Raw genomic sequence first — 18674 nt, forward strand, 5'->3', positions numbered from 1 at the left:
GACGTACTCATGGCACGTGCGGTAGGTATCGACCTTGGGACGACCAACTCCGTCGTCTCGATCCTCGAGGGCGGTGAGCCCACCGTCATCGCCAACGCGCAGGGCTCGCGGACCACGCCGTCCGTGGTCGCCTTCGCGAAGAACGGCGAGGTCCTGGTGGGCGAGGTCGCCAAGCGGCAGGCCGTCACCAACGTGGACCGGACGATCCGCTCGGTCAAGCGCGAGATGGGCACCAACTGGTCCCAGGAGATCGACGGCAAGAAGTTCTCCCCCCAGCAGATCAGCGCCTTCGTGCTGCAGAAGCTGAAGCAGGACGCCGAGGCGTACCTGGGCGAGAAGATCACCGACGCGGTGGTCACCGTCCCGGCCTACTTCAACGACGCCCAGCGCCAGGCCACCAAGGAGGCCGGCACGGTCGCGGGCCTCAACGTTCTGCGCATCATCAACGAGCCGACCGCCGCGGCCCTCGCGTACGGGCTCGACAAGGAGCAGGACCAGACGATCCTGGTCTTCGACCTCGGCGGCGGCACCTTCGACGTGTCGCTGCTCGACGTCGGCCAGGAGGACGGCCACGGCTTCGTCGAGGTCAAGGCCACCTCCGGTGACAACCACCTCGGTGGCGACGACTGGGACCAGCGCGTGGTCGACGAGCTCGTCAAGCGCTTCCAGAACGCCCACGGCGTCGACCTCGCCAAGGACAAGATGGCCCTCCAGCGCCTGCGTGAGGCCGCGGAGAAGGCCAAGATCGAGCTGTCCAGCCAGGCCGAGACCAACATCAACCTGCCCTACATCACCGCTTCCTCCGAGGGCCCTCTGCACCTCGACGAGAAGCTGACCAGGGCCGAGTTCCAGCGCCTGACGGCCGATCTGCTCGAGCGGACCAAGGGCCCGTTCCACCAGGTCATCAAGGACGCCGGCATCAAGGTCTCCGACATCGCCCACGTGGTGCTCGTCGGCGGCTCGACCCGCATGCCCGCCGTCACCGAGCTCGTCCGCGAGCTGACCGGCGGCAAGGAGCCCAACAAGGGCGTCAACCCCGACGAGGTCGTCGCCATCGGCGCCGCCCTCCAGGCCGGCGTGCTCAAGGGTGAGGTCAAGGACGTCCTGCTGCTCGACGTGACCCCGCTGTCGCTGGGCATCGAGACCAAGGGCGGCATCTTCACCAAGATCATCGAGCGCAACACGACGATCCCGACCAAGCGCTCCGAGGTCTTCACCACGGCCGAGGACAACCAGCCGTCGGTGCAGATCCAGGTCTACCAGGGCGAGCGCGAGATCGCCTCGTACAACAAGAAGCTGGCCACCTTCGAGCTGACCGGCATCGCGCCGGCGCCGCGCGGCATCCCGCAGATCGAGGTCACCTTCGACATCGACGCCAACGGCATCGTCAACGTCTCCGCCAAGGACCTGGGCACGGGCAAGGAGCAGACGATGACGATCACCGGCGGCTCCGCGCTGCCGAAGGACGACATCCAGCGCATGATGCGCGAGGCGGAGTCGTACGCCGAGGAGGACAAGAAGCGCCGCGAGGAGGCCGAGGTCCGCAACAACGCGGACGGTCTGGCCTACCAGACGGAGAAGTTCCTCCGCGAGAACGACGACAAGGTCCCCGGCGACATCAAGACCGAGGTCAACGACGCCCTGTCCGAGCTGAAGAAGGCTCTTGAGGGCACCGACACCGACGTCATCCGCACCTCTGCGGAGAAGCTCGCCACCGTCAGCCAGAAGATGGGCTCGGCGATCTACGCCGCGAGCCAGGGCCAGCAGGCCGGTCCCGAGGGCGCTCCGCAGGACGCCTCCGCCGGTCAGGGCGCCAAGGCCGACGACGACGTGGTCGAAGCCGAGATCGTCGACGAAGACCAGCCGAAGAAGGACCAGTGATGCCGGCGCGTGACAACGGGCATGAGGAGCCGGTGATCCGCGACAAGCGCAAGATCGACCCGGAGACGGGTGAGGTTCGGGAGCCCTCGGGCGAGCAGTCCGAGGCGCCCGCCGAGCAGACGCCGACGGTGACGGCCCACGACGGCGAGCTGGCGGCCCAGCTCGCCGAGCGGACCGCCGACCTCCAGCGTCTCCAGGCGGAGTACACGAACTACCGCAGAAGGGTCGAGCGTGACCGGATCGCGGTTCGCGAGCAGGCTGTCGCCGGCGCGCTGACCGAGCTGCTCCCCGTGCTCGACGACATCGGAAGAGCCCGTGACCACGGCGAGCTGACCGGTGGCTTCGCGAAGGTGGCGGAGTCCCTGGAGTCCGCGCTCACCAAGCTGGGCCTCAGCCCCTACGGTCAGAAGGGCGACCCGTTCGACCCGACGATCCACGAGGCGCTGATGCACAGCTACTCGCCCGACGTCACCGAGCCCACCGCGGTCGAGGTGTTCCAGCCCGGCTACCGGATGGGTGAGCGGGTGCTGCGCCCCGCGCTGGTGGCGGTGGCCGAGCCCGAGGACGCTCCTCCCGCGTCCAATGACGACGAAGCAAACTGACAAAGGACGAAGGGCCGTAGATGAGCACCAAGGACTACCTGGAAAAGGACTACTACGCCGTCCTTGGTGTGCCCAAGACCGCCACCCCCGATGAGATCAAGAAGGCGTACCGGAAGCTGGCCAGGCAGTACCACCCGGACACCAACCAGGGCGACGCCGCCAAGGAGACCAAGTTCAAGGAGGTCTCGGAGGCGTACGACGTCCTGTCCGACAGCAAGCGCCGCAAGGAGTACGACGAGGCGCGCACGCTGTTCGGGTCCGGGGTGGGCGGTCAGCGCCCCGGCGGTGGCGGTTTCCCGTTCGACTTCGGCGACCTGTTCGGCGGCACCGCCGGCCAGCAGGACAGCGGGGGCGCGGGCGAGCGGCTCGGCGACCTGTTCGGCGGGCTGTTCAACCGTGGCGGGGGCGGCGGCGGCACCACCCGCACGACGAGCGCGACCAGGCCGCGCCGCGGCCAGGACGTCGAGTCCGAGGTCACGCTCTCGTTCACCGAGGCCGTCGAGGGCACCACGGTGTCGCTCAGGCTGACCAGCTCGGCGGCCTGCGCCGCGTGCACCGGCACCGGCGCGAAGGCGGGCACGACCCCCAGGGTCTGTCCCACCTGCGAGGGCACCGGCGCGGCCAGCCGCAACCTGGGCAACTTCGCCTTCTCCGAGCCCTGCCGCGACTGCAAGGGCCGCGGGCTGATCGTGGACGACCCCTGCCCCGTGTGCGAGGGCAGTGGCCGGGCCAAGAGCACCCGTACGATCCAGGCCAGGATCCCCGCCGGCGTGGCCGACGGGCAGCGGGTCAAGCTCAAGGCCAAGGGCGCGCCGGGCGAGAACGGCGGCCCGGCCGGCGACCTGTACATCCTGACGCACGTCAAGCCGCACGCCGTGTTCGGCCGGACGGGCGAAAACCTCACGATCACGGTTCCGGTGACGTTCACGGAGGCCGCACTGGGCGCCGAGATCAAGGTGCCGATCCTCAAGGGCATGCCGGTGACGCTGCGCATCCCGGCGGGCACGCCCAACGGCCGCACGTTCCGCGTCCGCGGCAGGGGCGTCACCCGCAAGGACGGCACCAAGGGCGACCTGCTCGCCAGCGTCGAGGTGGTCGTGCCGCAGACGCTCGACGACAAGTCGCGCGAGCTCCTCACCGAGTTCAACACCGCGACCGCGGGCGACGACCCGCGCGCTGATCTCATTCAGCGAGCCAGAAGCGAGTAGCCGATGGACGCCAACTATTTCGACCTGTCCGACGACACGCCTGTTTATGTGATTTCGGTGGCCGCGCAGCTCTCCGGGCTCCACCCGCAGACGCTGCGCCAGTACGACCGGCTCGGCCTGGTCAGCCCGGGCCGCACCGCCGGGCGCGGCCGCCTCTACTCCACAAGGGACATCATCCAGCTCCGCGAGGTCCAGCGGCTCTCCCAGGAGGAGGGCATCAACCTCGCGGGCATCAAGCGGATCCTTGAGCTCGAGAACGAAGCACTGCGGCTGCGTGAGGAGGTTCACCGCCTGCGCGCCGAGATGCGGATGGTCAGGGCGCTGATCCGCTACGAGCTGCCACCGGGGGCCTGAAGGTTATGGACTACAAGCTCACCCAGAAGAGCCAGGAAGCTCTCTCGGGTGCCATGCGGCGTGCCGCCGCGGAGGGCAACCCGGAGATCGCGCCGGCCCATCTGCTCTCCACGCTGCTCTCCCAGACGGGCGGCACGGCCGTGCCGCTGCTCGAAGCGGTCGGCGCCGACTGGCGCACGCTGCGGGCGCGCGTCGAGGAGCAGCTCGCCGCGCTGCCGAAGGCCCAGGGCGCGACCGTGGGCGCGCCTTCGAGCTCCCGGCAGCTCCTCACCGTCATGCACACCGCCGCCCAGCACGCCAACCGCCTCGAAGACCTCTACGTCTCGACCGAGCACCTGCTCGTCGGCCTGGCGGCCGACGGCGGCCCGATGGCCGAGCTGCTGAAGTCGCAGGGGGCGACTTCGCAGGCGCTGCTCGACGCCTTCGAGAAGGTACGCGGCCACGCCCGCGTCACCAGCGAGACCCCTGAGGACACCTACCAGGCGCTGGAGAAGTACGGCGTCGACCTGACCGAGCGGGCCCGCGGCGGCGGCCTCGACCCGGTGATCGGCCGCGACTCGGAGATCCGCCGCGTGGTCCAGGTGCTCAGCCGCCGTACCAAGAACAACCCGGTGCTGATCGGCGAGCCCGGCGTCGGCAAGACCGCCGTCGTCGAGGGCCTGGCCCAGCGCATCGTGGCCGGTGACGTGCCCGAGTCGCTGCGCAACAAGCGGCTGATCTCGCTCGACCTGGGCGCGATGGTGGCCGGCGCGAAGTACCGCGGCGAGTTCGAGGAACGCCTCAAGGCCGTGCTCTCCGAGATCAAGGAGAGCAACGGGCAGATCGTGACGTTCATCGACGAGCTGCACACCGTCGTCGGCGCGGGGGCCGCCGAGGGCGCCATGGACGCGGGCAACATGCTCAAGCCCATGCTGGCCCGCGGCGAGCTGCGCATGATCGGCGCGACCACGCTCGACGAATACCGCGAGCGCATCGAGAAGGACCCTGCCCTGGAGCGCCGCTTCCAGCAGGTCTACGTGGGCGAGCCCACGGTCGAGGACACGATCGCGATCCTGCGCGGGCTCAAGGGCCGCTACGAGGCCCACCACCAGGTGCAGATCGCCGACGGCGCCCTGGTCGCCGCCGCCGCCCTGTCCGACCGCTACATCACCAACCGCTTCCTCCCCGACAAGGCCATCGACCTGGTCGACGAGGCCGCCTCGCGGCTGCGCATGGAGATCGACTCCCGTCCCGTGGAGATCGACCAGCTCCAGCGGAACGTCGACCGCATGAAGATGGAGGAGCTGGCCCTGACGAAGGAGACCGACGAGGCGTCGGTCCAGCGGCTCGAACGCCTGCGCAAGGAGCTGGCCGACCATCAGGAGGAGCTCAACGCCCTCGTCGGCCGCTGGGAGCACGAGAAGGCCGGGCTCAACAAGGTCGGCGAGCTGAAGAAGCAGCTCGACGAGGCCAGGAGCGCCGCCGAGCGGGCCCAGCGCGACGGCGACTTCGAGGCCGCCTCCCGGCTCATGTACGCCGACGTGCCCCGCCTGGAGCAGGCGCTCCAGGTCGCCTCCGACGCCGCACCGCCGGAGAACGCCATGGTCAAGGAGGAGGTCGGCGCCGACGACATCGCCGAGGTCATCTCCTCCTGGACGGGCATCCCCGCCGGGCGCCTGCTCGAGGCTGAGACGGCCAAGCTGCTGCGGATGGAGCAGGACCTGGGCCGGCGGCTCATCGGCCAGCAGCAGGCCGTACAGGCCGTCTCGGACGCCGTACGCCGGAGCCGGGCCGGCATCGCCGACCCCGACCGTCCCACGGGCTCGTTCCTGTTCCTCGGGCCCACGGGTGTGGGCAAGACCGAGCTGGCCAAGGCGCTGGCGGAGTTCCTGTTCGACGACGAGCGGGCGATGACCCGCATCGACATGAGCGAGTACTCCGAGAAGCACAGCGTGGCCAGGCTCGTCGGAGCGCCTCCCGGCTACGTCGGCTACGAGGAGGGCGGCCAGCTCACCGAGGCCGTCAGGCGACGGCCGTACACGGTGGTGCTGCTGGACGAGGTGGAGAAGGCGCACCCGGAGGTGTTCGACATCCTCCTCCAGGTGCTCGACGACGGACGGCTGACCGACGGCCAGGGCCGCACGGTCGACTTCCGCAACACGATCCTGATCCTGACCTCCAACATGGGCTCGCAGTTCCTGGTCGATCCCAAGCTGGACAACGGCGCCAAGCGCGAGGCCGTCATGGGCGCGGTACGGGCCGCGTTCAAGCCGGAGTTCCTCAACCGGCTCGACGACGTCATCCTGTTCGACGCGCTCGGCTCCGAGGAGCTGGCCCAGATCGTCGACCTCCAGGTCGACCGCCTGGCCCGCCGCCTGGCCGACCGCCGGCTGACGCTGGAGGTCACCCCGGCCGCCCGCGAATGGCTGGCGCTGACCGGCTACGACCCCATGTACGGCGCCCGCCCGCTGCGCCGCCTGGTCCAGTCGGCCATCGGCGACAAGCTGGCCAAGGCCGTGCTGTCCGGCGAGATCGTCGACGGCGACAAGGTCAGGGTGGAGCTCGGCGACGACGAGCTGGTCATCCAGCGCGGCTGACGCCGCCGTACACACAGGGCCCGGAGATCCACGCGGATCTCCGGGCCTCGGCGTGTCATGGCAGGGTCATCTCCCTCCGTGCGGCGGTAAGGTTCCCGCCACCCTTCGGACAAGCCGCGCACCACCGGCCGATCGCGTGACTAGCTTCGGCGTTCGTCAGATCACCGAATCCGATCAGGGGAACGTACGGTGTCGCAGAAGATCCGAAGAATCCTCGCGGTGGCCACTCTGACCGCGGCCGTCACCTGGCCGGTCGCCGGCCCGTCGACGGCCGACACCTGCCGGGCGCAGAACGAGTCGGTGGCCTCGTACTGCAACGGCAAGACCATGCTGCGCCTCAACGAAGGCAAGACGAACGGCCACCGGGTCGTCACCGAAGAGATCAGCAAGCTGGCGGTCGCCGCCGGCGACATGGCGAGGAGGCTCGGCCTGACCGGCCTGACGACCGCCAGGTCCGCCATGGGCCCGCTGGCCGACCTCGGCGGGGTGGGTGCCACGTGGGGCATGCCCTCGCTGACCAGCGCGTCGCCCGCGCTGTTCCCGATGGTCCCGGGCGACAGGGGGATGCGGGACCTCGCGACGACGCTCCAGGTGCCCGCGCTGCCCGCTCTCCCCGCGTTGCCGCAGACGCCCATCATGGCCCGCGTGCCCGCCGAGACGGCGGTCGGCGGGAAGCCGACCTCCCCCGCGAAGGGTCAGTCCGCGCAGGCGCCGATGGACCTGCGGCAGCCGGTGCACGAGCTCGGCGGCCGGCTCCTGGCGAATCTGCTGCCCAAGGCCGTGCAGAGCGTCGAGGGCGCCTCGACGTTGCCCGGCGGCCCGCAGGCCGTCGACGGCTTCAGCCGCCTGCTGCCCGGTCTCGGCCTGGGCTGAGCCGAAGACGTCCGGGCGCGGGTCGTGCCTGCCGCGCCCGGGCTTCCGCAGCCGGAGGGGCCGTGATCGCGCACTGACGCGGCTCCTCCGGCCCGGTTTCGCGGGCGCGCGACAAGCAGGGCCTCGCGCAGGGTCAGCCGGTCCGGCCCCGGCGGCTAGGAGACGAGCTCGTCGAGCTCGTCCTCCGGAAGGCCGAGGTCGACCCTGATCCGGTAGCGCGTCCGCAGCAGCGCCACCTGTTCGGGGTCGCCCTCATCACAGCCCAGAACGGCCTGCGTGGCCCATTCGAGACCGCCCCGGAGATCGCCGTAGGCGACCAGGGTCTCCGCGATGGTGTGGGCCGTCGCCGTGGAGACGTCGCCCTCGGCGCGGATGGTCTCGATCACCTCCCGGGCCTCGTTGGGCCGTTCGAGCTCGAAGAGGGTGTCGGCGATGCCGGCCCGCGGGTCGAAACCCGCGTCGCCACCGTCTTCTACGGCGCGCTGGAAACACTCCATCGCGCGTGCGGGCTGGCCCGCAGCTCGCCATTCCTCGGCGGCGAGGACCAGGATGGACGCCCTGGAGACGTCGCCGGAGGAATAGTCGAGCGCGACGTCGTAAAGCCGACTGGCCAAGGAACTGTGGTCGTCGGCCAGCAGGGCCTGCTCTAGCAGACGATCAAGGTGCTCACGGGTCACATGCGCCACACCGCGAGACTACCGAGCCGTACGGCGGTTTGCCCGGTCAATGCGCATGGCCGGTCACATGCAAATTCGGCAACGTCTTGTTCAAGGCTGGTTACGCTCCGCGTGTCTGTGCAGGCCGGCGGGCATGTACCCCTTGCTTTGCGTCCTGCGAGCGGAGGGGGCTGTAATGGGCTTGTCCAGGCAGATGACCTTCACGCTGGCTTGTGCGGTCGTTCTCTCGGCTCTCGGGCCCGGCGTGGCCGGGTATCTGTCGGGGCGGCTGGAGGCCATCGAGACGGCGGAGCGCAACCTGCGGGCGCTGGAGACCAGGCTCGACGTCAGGCAGGCCAGGGATGCCCGCCCGGTGTCGTATCCCATGCCCTGCCTGCGCACTCCCCCGACGCCGCACATCCAGCAGGTGCCGGCGGCGGCGCTGGGCGACCGGCGGCTCGCCAGGTGGCGGCACCGGGAGCCGGCGTCCGCGCCGCCCGAGCTCCGGCAGCCGATCGTGCCGGGTGGTCAGCGGCCGGTCATGGCCGGGACCGCCCGGTGATCCGGTCGAGCACCTGCGTGTAGAGGTCGTTCCGTACCTTCTGGACCTGCTCCATGAGCGCTTCCAGCGGTGAGCGCGCCGGGCTGGCGACCCTGCGGGCCGCCGCCCGCGCTCGCGCCTGGGCTCGGGCTTGCGCTCGGGCCTGGGTTCGGGCTCGGGCCGCTGCTTTCGCGGCCGCCGAGGTCGCGGTCCGGGCCGCCGCCGGGATCACGGCCGCCCGGGTGACGACGCGGCGCGCGGGCCGGGCGGCCGTCCTCAGGTGGGCCCGCTTCCGGTGGGCGCGCGCCTCGACCTTGGCGACCGTACGGGCCGTCGACTCCGCCGCCCTGTTCTGCGGTACGGTCACCGCCGCCCCCTGAGGCACGGCCACCGGGTCCGGCTCGGGCGGGACGGCGTGACAGGCGACGACCGGCCGCACGGTCAGCGGCGCCACCACCTCCGTGTCGTCGGCCGCGTACCCCGCCGAGTAGCCGATCATCCCGCTCGCGCCCACGGCCAGGACGAGCCCCAGCGTCGCGTAGACCGGGCCGCGCCTGCGGCGGGGATCGGAGGGGGCGCTGCGAAGGAAGGCGGACGGTGGAAGATCGGACATCTTCACCTCCCGAGACCTGTGACGGACAGTGAACGGGCGATCGCTCACTGCTGTCATTCCCAGATCTCGGTCAGCGTCCCACGTCACCCTCGGTCAGTACGTGCGGCGACCACGATTTCAGCTGGCGCGACAGGAACCCCCGCACCAGGTGCTTGGCGGCCTCGATGATGTCGGGCGCGCCGTCGGGGTCACGGCGGAAGGCCAGCTTGAGCACCGCGTCGCCGGCCTCGACCCCGTCGAGCACGGCCAGGTCGAGCGTCTCGCTGTCGGCCAGCCCGAACTCCTTCAGCAGCAGGCCGCGCAGCCTGCCCGCGATCACCGTGTTGTTCTCGGAGTCGGAGTCGAGCAGGTTGAGGTCGACGACGTCGCCGAAGTGCAGGCTCCTGAAGCCGGGGACGGTGCGATGCATGTCGACGTACTCGTCGATGATCGCGTCCACGGCCTCCCACCAGCCTCGGTACTCCTCCTCCATGAACCGGCGGCCCACCCGCGCCACGAACTGCTCGACGTTGCGCCGGGTGAGCTCCTGGGTGATGGCCCGTTTGTCGGGGAAGAACTGGTAGACCGAGCCGATCGCGACGCCCGCCCGTTCGGCGATGCGGGTGGTGGACAGGGCCTCGTAGCCGGTCTCGTCGAGGAGTTCGGCGCAGGCGTCGAGCATGCGCTCGACGCGCCGCGCGCTGCGGCGTTGGGCCGGCTGCCGCCGGAGAGCTTTGGGGTGGACGCAGTCATCATCCATTTGCGGCGAGGACACGGATTCATCTTCTCTCGTCGGCGCGATCGTTACCTACTAATTTGCGGATTTCTCAGGCCCACACCCATCCTGTTCGGCGCGCGGATCGTTCGGGGCGAAATGACGGCCTGATTCAGATGTACGGCACGCAGAATGCGGGCGGCCACCCGTTCGGGCGGGCAACCCCGCCGCGCCCGGCCCGCGGCCGACGTGGACACCGGCCCCGGGAAGATCGTGCTGACCCCGATCCCGTACCCGGCCAACTCGGCGCGCAGGCCGTCGCCGAGCGCCCGTACGGCTGCCTTCGAGATCGAATACGCAGGTGACAGGTGGGAGGGTACGGAGGCGGCGGGCGTGACGACGTTCACGAGGTGGCCGCCCTCGCCGCGGGCCGCCATGGCCGCGCCGAACAGGCGGCAGCCGTTGATCACGGCCTGCAGGCCGGCGTCCAGGGTCGTGCGCCAGTCGCCGACGGTGTGTTCGAGAAATGGCCCGGCGGCCGCGATCTCCGTATTGTTCAGCACAATGTCCGGGACGCCATATTGGGCGATGATATTTCGCGAGAAATCTTCGAATTTATTGATATCCGATACATCGACCTGCGCCGGATGCGCCGTACCGCCGAGATCCTTCGCGATGGCCGCGGCCGCCCGCGCGGCGGCGGCCGGGTCGAGGTCCGCGCACACCACCTCGGCCCCGTGCGCCGCGAACGCCCGCGCGGCGGCGAGTCCGACGCCGGATCCCGCGCCCGTCACCAGCACCAGCCGGTCACCGAACGCCTTGCGCCGCTCCCCGGCCCGCGCCCGCCGCAGGCCCCTGCTCGCGGGGCCGCCCTCCATGTGCGTGACGAAGTCCGCGATCATTTCGGCGACCGTCGCGGGACGGCCGCGCTGGGCCCAGTGACCCGCCTCGATCCGGCGGTGCCACAGGCGGTCGGCCCATCGGCCGGTCGAGGCCAGCAGCGCGGGCGTGACGAACCGGTCCCCGCGCGCCTCGACGAGCTGCACGGGCACCCCCACACGCGGCTCACCCCCACGCCCGGCAAGGCCGCCACCACCGGCGAAGCCGCCACCCCTCATGAGGCCGCCACCACCGGCGGAGCCGTCGTCGCCGGTGAGCATGTTGCGCCGGTAGAGCTCCAGCCCGTTGCGCGCGTCCTTGACCAGGGTGTCCGCCGGATGTCCCGGCCGCGGCTCGACGCCCTCGCCGTTCCGCAGCGTGCGCCGAAGGAGGCGCGGCACGACCGTACGCCAGGCCAGCTCGGGCAGCACCGGCACCTGGAACGCGCCGATGTACCAGGAACGGGCGAGCTGCCTGAGCACGTCACGCCGCCGCCCGTGCCGCATGAACTGAGCCGCCTGCCGCAGCCCGGGGCCGCCGAGGCTGGTGAAGGAGGCCAGCCGGTCCCGCAGGCCGGGCCTGGCGGCGGCCTCCCACCCCTGCAACGAACCCCAGTCGTGGCCGGCGAGGTGCACCCGCGGCTTCCCGACGGAGTCGATCACCGCGGCCAGGTCGGCCATGAGGTGGTCGAAGGCGTAGTGCCGGCGGTCGCGCGGGGCGGAGGAGGCCCCGGCGCCGCGCACGTCGTACCGGACCAGGTGGAAGCGGTCGCGCAGGAGCGCGGCCACCTCGTCCCACACGCGGTGGGTGTCCGGGTAGCCGTGCAGCAACACGATCGTGGGGGCCGCCGGGTCGCCCTCCTCGAAGACCGCCAGTCGTACGTCGCCGGACTCGACCCACCGCATGGCGGCCCCCTACTGGACGATTTGTCCAGAGAATAGAACGATCAAGGCCGCGCGGCCAGCCCCGAGCACGAGCGCAGGGCCTTCCAGTCGGTCACGGCCTGGGTCCTGGACGCGCCCGTCATGGGGATCGGGATGCCGCCCTGGATCGTGGCCGGGGTCCACTGGTCCTTGAGCACCTTGCGGCCGTTGATCGTCAGTGTCAGCACGCCGGTCCGGCCCGTGGTGCCCGGGGTGGAGTTGTAGAAGACGAAGTTGCCCATGCCGTAGCTGACGTAGGCGTCGTCCAGGTATCCGGCGCCGAGCAGGATGTGCGCGTGCCCGCCGACCACCACGTCGGCGCCCGCCTTGACCAGCTTGGGGGCGAGCGAGAGTTGTGCCTCGTTGGGGCACTTCTGCATCTCGGTGCCCCAGTGCAGGTGCACGATCACGGTGTCGGAGTTCTTGCGCGCCTGGCGTACGGCCCGCAGCAGGCTCGCCTCGTCCTTGGCCGAGGCCAGCCCGCCCTTGTCGGCCGTGGCCGTCCACGACTGGATGAACTCGGCGTCGAGCACCTGCGTCGCGCCGATGATCGACACCCGGTTCCCGTTCACCGTCCGGCGGAACGGTTTGTACGCCTCCGCCGCGTTCCCCCCGATCCCCACGATCGGGAACTTGCTGCGCTTGATGGCCGCCAGCGAGTCGGTCAGGCCGCTCTCCATGTAGTCCATGCCGTGGTTGTTGGCCATGGAGGCGACGTCCACGCCGGCCGCCTTGAGCGCGGCGAACGCGGTCGCCGGCGCGCGGAAGGTGAACTGCTTGCCCGGCGCGGGCGTCCCGGCCGTCGTGATCGCGGTCTCCAGGTTGACCATCGACAGGTCGGCCTTGCGCAACACGTTCGCGATGGGTCCGAGGGCGGTGCGCGGGTCGGCCAGCCGGTTGCGCAGGCCGCCCTCGAAGTGCACGTCGCCGCCGAAGGAGATGGTGAAGGGCCGCCGTTGCGGCTTCGGCTTCGCGCTCGGCGACTCGATCGCCTTCTGGTCGGCCTGCTTGCTCAGGGGTTCCTTGTCGGGTGCCGACGAACATGCCGCGAGGGAGGCGGCGACGGCCAGCACCGGTAGGACACGGGGGAGTCTCATCTACCGCCATTTCCGCTCGATCCAGACTCTTACGGATCGAGCATTCTATTGGCGGTGGATTAGGACTTGGTATCACCAGCTCCCATCAACCAGGTCAAAGCGGACCTAGTGGCGTCGTCCTGGGGGGTATAGACGATCAGCCGCATCTCGGGGGCGGCGGCGACGTTCAGGCTGGTCGTGCTGAAGCGGAGGGCGCCGGCGACCTCGTGCTTGAAGACCTTCACGCGGGGGCCCGGCTCGGCCACGTCCTGCCTGGCCCACATGCGGGCGAACTCGGCGCTCTCCGCGCACAGCCGCCGGACGAAGTCCTGCCAGCAGGGATCGTCGGCGTGCCTGCTGTAGGCGCCCCTGAAGACGGCGACGGCCCTCGGCAGCTCCGACTCGCGGTTGACCAGGCTGACCTCGGCCTCCGCGCTGACGAACGTCTGCCACAGCGTGTTCCGCTCGCCCGCCGGGGCCTCGACGATGTGCGGGAACAGCGTGGCGTAGGAGGAGTTCCAGGCCAGCAGGTCCGCGAGACCGTTGCAGACGACCGCGGGCAGCTCGCGGAGCTGGTCGAGGATGTCCTGGAGCTCGTGCGGCATGCGGCTGACGTCGGCGAGGGCGGGAGCCTCGGCACGGCCGGTGAGCCGGTAGAGGTGTTGCCGCTCGGCGTTGTCGAGCATGAGCGTACGGGCGACGGCGTCGAGCACCTGGCCGCTGACGTTGATCGGACGGCCCTGCTCCAGCCACGTGTACCAGGTGACGCCCACCCCGGCGAGCTGGGCGACCTCCTCGCGGCGCAACCCCGGCGTACGCCGTCGCGGCCCCGGCGCGAGGTCCACCATCTCCGGGGTGATACGCGCCCGCCGGGTGCGGAGGAACGCCGCCAGATCCGTACGTCTAGGCTCAGTCATGGTCACACCTCCACTATGGGTGCGTTCGCCGACACTTATCCAGGTGCCGTTAATACCAGGATAAAGGGACTCTCGTTACTGGTATCGGGTTCGCACGATAATGAAACACATGACCGAATCCGCCACTGTTTCCACTCCTGTCCAAGTAACCCCACCGGACAGGGCCAAGGCCAACGGTCTGCTCCTCGCAGTGATCCTCGTCGGGCAGTTCCTGGCCATCCTCAACGTCAACATCGTCAACGTGGCCACCCCGACCATCGAGTCGGACCTGCACTCCTCCGGCGCGGGGCTGCAGATGATCGTCGCCGGTTACACCATCGTCTATGCCGTCCTCTTGATCACCGGCGCTCGGATCGGCGACCTCTTCGGTTACCGCAACGCCTTTCTCGGCGGGCTGGCCGTGTTCACCGTCACCACGCTCGGCGCCGGGCTCGCGCCCTCGACGGGCTGGCTGATCGGCTTCCGCCTCGCCCAGGGTGCGGGCGCGGCGATGATGATGCCGCAGGTCCTGACCTTGATCCAGCGCAACTACCAGGGCGCGGCGCGAGGCCGGGCGATCGGCCTGTGGTCGCTGGTGATCAGCGGCGGCATCGTCGTGGGCCAGGCGCTCGGCGGCATCATGCTCGGTTTCGGCGCCGGGTGGCGGGTGGTGTTCCTGGTGCTCGTACCGGTCGCCGTCGTGTTGCTGGTCGTCGGGTTCCGCACGTTGCCCGCCGACGAGGGCGGCGGCAGGACCGGGCTCGACCCCTGGGGTCTGGTGACCCTGTCGGCGGCCGTGTTGTTGTTCGTGGTGCCCCTGGTGCTCGGGCGTGACCTGGGCTGGCCCGTCTGGGGCTGGGTCTCCATGGGGCTCAGCGTGGTGATGTTCGTGGTGTTCGTCCGCGTCGAGCGCTGGGTGACCGGTCGTGGCGGGCGTCCGCTGGTGGACGCCAAGGTGCTGGCCGCGCCGGGCATGCGTCCCGGTCTGGCGATCCTGCTGTTCGGGCCGGCGACCTGGGGGGCGTTCCTGTTCACCTCGGCGCTGCACCTCCAGGGCGATCTGCACCTCACCCCGTTCGCCTCGGGCATGATGATGGTCCCGTGCGCGCTCGCCTTCGGCGTGGTGGGCCTGTTGTGGCCGCGCCTGCCCGCCGGGTTGCAGCGCCCGCTCGTACCGGTCGGCTACGTCGTCGCCGCGCCCGCCTACCTCGGCCTCGGCCTCGCCGCCGGCGGCGGCGTCCTGTACGCGGTCATGAGCGCCCTCATCGGCGCCGGGCTCGGCGTGCAGGTCGCGGTGACCAACATGGCGACCGAGCAGGTGGACGGCGCGTACGCGGCGGACGCGAGCGGCGCGCTGCTCACCGTGATGCAGCTCGGCCAGGTCATCGGCGTCTCGACCGTGGGCACGCTGTTCATCTCGCTGAGCCAGGGCCACGGCACCGTCTCGGCCTCCCTCATGGCCTCCGTCGCGATGGCCGGTCTGGCCGTGCTCGCCGGCCTCAGCAGCCTCTTCCTGGTACGCCACCGTTGACCTGAATGCCTCATAAAGTTGAATCGTTCAGGTTTAGTGCATATGGTGGTATATGCGACCTGAGCTGTTGACGACCTCGGAGGATGACGCGATGACGACCAGGCCACGTACCACCGACGACGCGGGCATCCCCGCCCCGAGCGACGAGCACTCGCTCTCCGTCGGCCCGAACGGTCCCCTGCTCCTGCAGGATCACTACCTGATCCAGAAGATGGCCCACTTCAACCGGGAGCGGGTCCCCGAGCGCGTCGTGCACGCCAAGGGCGGCGGCGCCCACGGCATCCTCCGGATCACCGAGGACGTCAGCCAGTTCACCAAGGCCAAGCTGTTCCAGAAAGGCACGGAGACCCCGCTCTTCCTGCGCTTCTCCACCGTGGCCGGCGAGCTGGGCAGCGCGGACACCGCGCGCGACCCGCGCGGTTTCGCGATCAAGTTCTACACCGAAGAGGGCAACTACGACATCGTCGGCAACAACACGCCGATCTTCTTCATCCGCGACCCGCAGAAGTTCTCCGACTTCATCCACAGCCAGAAGCGGCGTGCCGACAACCACCTGCACGACCACAACATGCAGTGGGACTTCTGGACGCTCTCACCGGAGTCGGCCCACCAGGTCACCTTCCTGATGACCGATCGGGGCACCCCCGCGAGCTGGCGGCACATGCACGGCTTCGGCTCGCACACCTTCCTCTGGTACAGCGCCTCGGGCGAGAAGTTCTGGGTCAAGTACCACTTCAAGACCGACCAGGGCATCCAGAACTACACGGCCGCCGAGGGCGCCGCCCTCCAGGCCACCGACCCCGACCACCACACCCGCGACCTGTACGAGGCCATCAGGCGCGGCGATCACCCGTCCTGGACGGTGAACGTGCAGATCATGCCGTTCGAGGCCGCCGCCGACTACCGGTTCAACCCGTTCGACCTGACCAAGGTGTGGCCGCACAGCGACTACCCCGAGATCACGATCGGCACGTTCACCCTGAACAGGAACCCCGGCAACTACTTCGCCGAGGTCGAGCAGGCCGGCTTCGAGCCGTCGAACCTGGTGCCCGGCATCGGCGCCTCACCCGACAAGATGCTCCAGGGCCGCCTGTTCTCCTACCCCGACGCCCACCGCTACCGCATCGGCCCGAACTACCTGCAACTCCCGATCAACGCGCCGAAGTCGCCGGTCAACTCCTACAACGCCGACGGCCCGATGGCCTTCAGGAACACGCAGGACCCGGTCTACGCGCCCAACTCGGCCGCCGGACCCGCCGCCGACCCCTCCCTGTACGAGGGCGAGCACTACCACGTCACCGGCGAGATCCTGCGCTCGGCGTACACCCGGCACGCCGAGGACGACGACTACGCGCAGCCGCGCGCCCTGTGGGAGAACGTGTTGTCCGGCACCGACCGCGCGCACCTGGTCTCCAACATCGTCGGCCATGCCTCGGCCCCCGAGGTCACGTCCGACATGCGGAAGCGGGTCGTGGAGTACTGGGAGAACGTCCACAAGGACCTCGGCCGGGGCGTCGCCGAGGGGCTGGGCGTCGGCGACTGATCCGCGCTTCGAGCCCTTTGGGGAGGGTGGCCCTGGTTGCCTCGTCGATGAGGGGCCAGGGCCGTTCTTCACCTCGGATGGGTACGGACCTTGATCACCCGGGTGGTCGTCGTGCGATGATGTGCAAGTCTTCACTGCTCACAAGCTGAGCGACCGAAGTACGGTCGTGGCCGCGCCGGCCTCGTCCCGAGCGGCCCTGATAGGTTGTGCCACCAACTCGCCAGGGCCGCTTTTCACGCGCTGGCGGCCAGAGAGTCCAGGTCGAACTCCCCGTCGCGCACGCCGGCCGTGAATGCGGCCCATTCGGACGGCGTGAAGACGAGCACCGGGCCGTCCTGCACCTTGCTGTCCCGCAGGGCGACGTTGCCGTCACCCAGAGGGGCAACCTCGACGCAAGAAGACGCTCCGTTGCAGAAGCTGCTCTTCCGCCAGGCCCGGACCGTAGTGGTGGTGTGCATTTTCTCCCCAAAAGGTATAGGCAGGCCCCTTTGCCCGCCTACTGGGACCGCGTACTCAGCGTCGCCACAACATGGCTTTGCGTTGGATGAGCACGCGGGATTCGTCCTCGTCGAGGGCTTCTGTCCACATATGGTCAAAAGCGTTCTCGTAACCGGCGACTCGCTCAAGGTCCTCTACGAAGTGAGCAGTGTACAAGTGCTCCAGATAGACGACATCGTCGAACCCGGTGAACTTCAAATGAATGAACGCCCCGGTATTGACCGGATGGAGAGACTCCAGCGGCAACACCCGGACGTTGACATGCGGCAACAGGGAGACCTCGATGAGATGCTCCATCTGCTCCCGCATGACCGAGGGCTCGCCGAAGCGCCGCATCAGCGCCGCCTCGTCGAGCACCACGTTCAGGCGGCAGGGGTCCGGTCGCTGCAGAACCCGTTGCTGCCGGTCGAGGCGGGCCTCGACGCGGCTGCGCACGCCGCTGTGCGTGATGCGTACGATTCCGCGCACGGAGAGGATGACCTCTCGCGCGTAGTCCTCGGTCTGGAGGAGACCGGACACCAACTGGGGTTCCCAGTTGCGCTGAACCGTCGCCTCCGCCTCCAGCCCGAGAAGCCTGATGTACTCCTCGGGCAGGGAGTCTTCATAATCTTCCCACCACCCACGCTGCTCCGCATCTCGCAGAAGGCCGAAGAGTTCATCAAGTCTGTGGCCGTCGAGATGATAGAGCTCGCCCAGCGCCTTGATGTCGTCGGCGCTCGGCATGGTCTTCGCGGCTTCGATACGGCTGACCTTGCTGGCCGACCAGCCGAGCTCTCTGGCCGCCCTGGCCCCGGTGAACTTCCGTCGTTCGCGAAGGAGGCGCAACTCCTGACCGAGGCGGAGCCTGCGCACTGTCGGACTGCCCTGTTGCGATGGCACCGTCCACTCTCCTTGTCGGGAATGAAGGTGTGGCGGGAACGGTTCGTTTGGCAACCCGGTTTGTGGGCCGTTCACACAATCTTACACTGCAACTTGCACGAACACTGCCGCATGGGGTTGCCCGAAGGCTTTCACGGGGAGAGCGTGGGAGCAAGACAAGGATTCCTGTAGGTATCGAGGTTGGACGGCGAATCTCCGGCTCTTCCGCCGTCCTGGAACCTCGAAAGATCGCGTGCAACTTGCACGGCAACTCCAACAGCAATCTGCGAAGAAACTTAAATCTTCCCTTGCTCGATGTATTGCAGCATCAAGACTCACGGAGGACGATCGATCCAGGAGGGTTCTCGACCGACGAGGGGAGGCCGCGATGACGACACGGCCTCGCGCGTCGGGCTCTCCGCTCACGATCGGGCGCCCGTACGAGGGCCGCCTCACCGGCAACGAAGCCGTC

At 69.4% G+C, this 18674-nt stretch carries 16 protein-coding genes and 1 pseudogene; 9 read left to right on the forward strand and 8 right to left on the reverse strand.

The features are described from left to right. Nucleotides 1-9: 9 nt before the first annotated feature. The 6 genes and pseudogenes from dnaK to DMB42_RS39430 all read left to right on the forward strand — a co-directional run bounded on the left by dnaK (nucleotide 10) and on the right by DMB42_RS39430 (nucleotide 7494). Nucleotides 10-1881 carry a molecular chaperone DnaK gene (gene dnaK, locus DMB42_RS39405; protein ID WP_125643935.1) on the forward strand — a complete coding sequence of 624 codons (1872 nt, stop codon included), beginning with the start codon at nucleotides 10-12 and terminating at the stop codon, nucleotides 1879-1881. Then, nucleotides 1881-2483 (forward strand): nucleotide exchange factor GrpE, encoded by a 603-nt coding sequence (gene grpE, locus DMB42_RS39410; RefSeq protein WP_125643937.1) that lies wholly within the window; start codon nucleotides 1881-1883, stop codon nucleotides 2481-2483. Before dnaK ends, grpE begins: the two co-directional genes overlap by 1 nt. 20 nt (nucleotides 2484-2503) lie before the next feature. After that, nucleotides 2504-3691, forward strand: coding sequence for a molecular chaperone DnaJ (gene dnaJ, locus DMB42_RS39415; protein WP_125643939.1), 1188 nt, complete (start codon nucleotides 2504-2506; stop codon nucleotides 3689-3691). Between the two features lie 3 nt (nucleotides 3692-3694). Next, nucleotides 3695-4018 (forward strand): annotated as a pseudogene (locus DMB42_RS39420) (heat shock protein transcriptional repressor HspR); the annotation flags it as partial. 32 nt (nucleotides 4019-4050) lie between these two features. After that, complete coding sequence (gene clpB / locus DMB42_RS39425) at nucleotides 4051-6621, forward strand: ATP-dependent chaperone ClpB (RefSeq protein ID WP_125643941.1); 2571 nt, start codon at nucleotides 4051-4053, stop codon at nucleotides 6619-6621. A gap of 219 nt (nucleotides 6622-6840) precedes the next feature. After that, nucleotides 6841-7494 carry a hypothetical protein gene (locus tag DMB42_RS39430; RefSeq protein ID WP_125643943.1) on the forward strand — a complete coding sequence of 218 codons (654 nt, stop codon included), beginning with the start codon at nucleotides 6841-6843 and terminating at the stop codon, nucleotides 7492-7494. A gap of 155 nt (nucleotides 7495-7649) precedes the next feature. On the opposite strand, the gene DMB42_RS39435 is transcribed toward DMB42_RS39430, so the two are convergent. After that, on the reverse strand, nucleotides 7650-8108 hold the full coding sequence (locus tag DMB42_RS39435) for a tetratricopeptide repeat protein (protein ID WP_260478200.1): 459 nt from the start codon (nucleotides 8106-8108) through the stop codon (nucleotides 7650-7652). 238 nt (nucleotides 8109-8346) lie between these two features. On the opposite strand from DMB42_RS39435, the gene DMB42_RS39440 reads away from it, so the two are divergent. After that, nucleotides 8347-8712: a hypothetical protein gene (locus DMB42_RS39440; protein WP_125643945.1), complete on the forward strand. Its 366-nt coding sequence runs from the start codon at nucleotides 8347-8349 to the stop codon at nucleotides 8710-8712. On the opposite strand, the gene DMB42_RS39445 is transcribed toward DMB42_RS39440, so the two are convergent. From DMB42_RS39445 to DMB42_RS39465, 5 genes are all read right to left on the reverse strand, one after another. Further along, nucleotides 8690-9304, reverse strand: a complete 615-nt coding sequence (locus tag DMB42_RS39445; RefSeq protein ID WP_125643947.1) for a hypothetical protein — start codon at nucleotides 9302-9304, stop codon at nucleotides 8690-8692. The two genes, DMB42_RS39440 and DMB42_RS39445, sit on opposite strands and share 23 nt — an antisense overlap. A 70-nt stretch (nucleotides 9305-9374) precedes the next feature. Next, the gene (locus DMB42_RS39450) at nucleotides 9375-9965 is read right to left on the reverse strand and encodes a TetR/AcrR family transcriptional regulator (protein WP_125644240.1); all 591 of its coding nucleotides are present in this window, start codon (nucleotides 9963-9965) and stop codon (nucleotides 9375-9377) included. A 122-nt stretch (nucleotides 9966-10087) separates the two neighbouring features. Then, nucleotides 10088-11782 (reverse strand): SDR family NAD(P)-dependent oxidoreductase, encoded by a 1695-nt coding sequence (locus tag DMB42_RS39455; RefSeq protein ID WP_125643949.1) that lies wholly within the window; start codon nucleotides 11780-11782, stop codon nucleotides 10088-10090. A gap of 41 nt (nucleotides 11783-11823) precedes the next feature. Next, the gene (locus tag DMB42_RS39460; RefSeq protein ID WP_125643951.1) at nucleotides 11824-12897 is read right to left on the reverse strand and encodes a CapA family protein; all 1074 of its coding nucleotides are present in this window, start codon (nucleotides 12895-12897) and stop codon (nucleotides 11824-11826) included. 59 nt (nucleotides 12898-12956) lie between these two features. Continuing rightward, nucleotides 12957-13793, reverse strand: a complete 837-nt coding sequence (locus DMB42_RS39465; protein WP_125643953.1) for a helix-turn-helix transcriptional regulator — start codon at nucleotides 13791-13793, stop codon at nucleotides 12957-12959. 109 nt (nucleotides 13794-13902) lie between these two features. On the opposite strand from DMB42_RS39465, the gene DMB42_RS39470 reads away from it, so the two are divergent. Beyond that, nucleotides 13903-15303, forward strand: coding sequence for an MFS transporter (locus tag DMB42_RS39470; protein WP_125643955.1), 1401 nt, complete (start codon nucleotides 13903-13905; stop codon nucleotides 15301-15303). 91 nt (nucleotides 15304-15394) lie between these two features. Beyond that, nucleotides 15395-16846: a catalase gene (locus DMB42_RS39475; RefSeq protein WP_125643957.1), complete on the forward strand. Its 1452-nt coding sequence runs from the start codon at nucleotides 15395-15397 to the stop codon at nucleotides 16844-16846. A 233-nt stretch (nucleotides 16847-17079) separates the two neighbouring features. On the opposite strand, the gene DMB42_RS39480 is transcribed toward DMB42_RS39475, so the two are convergent. Both DMB42_RS39480 and DMB42_RS39485 read right to left on the reverse strand, forming a co-directional pair. Further along, a complete protein-coding gene (locus DMB42_RS39480; RefSeq protein WP_125643959.1) occupies nucleotides 17080-17304 on the reverse strand; it encodes a DUF397 domain-containing protein in 225 nt (74 codons plus the stop codon). Between the two features lie 55 nt (nucleotides 17305-17359). Further along, nucleotides 17360-18223 (reverse strand): helix-turn-helix transcriptional regulator, encoded by an 864-nt coding sequence (locus DMB42_RS39485; RefSeq protein WP_125643961.1) that lies wholly within the window; start codon nucleotides 18221-18223, stop codon nucleotides 17360-17362. Between the last annotated feature and the right edge of the window lie 451 nt (nucleotides 18224-18674).

Origin of the sequence: Nonomuraea sp. WAC 01424, assembly GCF_003947315.1 — a bacterium.
Lineage (GTDB): Bacteria > Actinomycetota > Actinomycetes > Streptosporangiales > Streptosporangiaceae > Nonomuraea > Nonomuraea spiralis.

Bases quoted from the DNA above. Each gene is read 5' to 3' on its own strand.
- dnaK (WP_125643935.1), top strand. From the start codon at position 10: ATGGCACGTGCGGTAGGTATCGACCTTGGGACGACCAACTCCGTCGTC.
- grpE (WP_125643937.1), top strand. From the start codon at position 1,881: ATGCCGGCGCGTGACAACGGGCATGAGGAGCCGGTGATCCGCGACAAG.
- dnaJ (WP_125643939.1), top strand. From the start codon at position 2,504: ATGAGCACCAAGGACTACCTGGAAAAGGACTACTACGCCGTCCTTGGT.
- clpB (WP_125643941.1), top strand. From the start codon at position 4,051: ATGGACTACAAGCTCACCCAGAAGAGCCAGGAAGCTCTCTCGGGTGCC.
- DMB42_RS39440 (WP_125643945.1), top strand. From the start codon at position 8,347: ATGGGCTTGTCCAGGCAGATGACCTTCACGCTGGCTTGTGCGGTCGTT.
- DMB42_RS39445 (WP_125643947.1), bottom strand. From the start codon at position 9,304: ATGTCCGATCTTCCACCGTCCGCCTTCCTTCGCAGCGCCCCCTCCGAT.
- DMB42_RS39450 (WP_125644240.1), bottom strand. From the start codon at position 9,965: ATGCTCGACGCCTGCGCCGAACTCCTCGACGAGACCGGCTACGAGGCC.
- DMB42_RS39455 (WP_125643949.1), bottom strand. From the start codon at position 11,782: ATGCGGTGGGTCGAGTCCGGCGACGTACGACTGGCGGTCTTCGAGGAG.
- DMB42_RS39460 (WP_125643951.1), bottom strand. From the start codon at position 12,897: ATGAGACTCCCCCGTGTCCTACCGGTGCTGGCCGTCGCCGCCTCCCTC.
- DMB42_RS39465 (WP_125643953.1), bottom strand. From the start codon at position 13,793: ATGACTGAGCCTAGACGTACGGATCTGGCGGCGTTCCTCCGCACCCGG.
- DMB42_RS39470 (WP_125643955.1), top strand. From the start codon at position 13,903: ATGACCGAATCCGCCACTGTTTCCACTCCTGTCCAAGTAACCCCACCG.
- DMB42_RS39475 (WP_125643957.1), top strand. From the start codon at position 15,395: ATGACGACCAGGCCACGTACCACCGACGACGCGGGCATCCCCGCCCCG.
- DMB42_RS39480 (WP_125643959.1), bottom strand. From the start codon at position 17,304: ATGCACACCACCACTACGGTCCGGGCCTGGCGGAAGAGCAGCTTCTGC.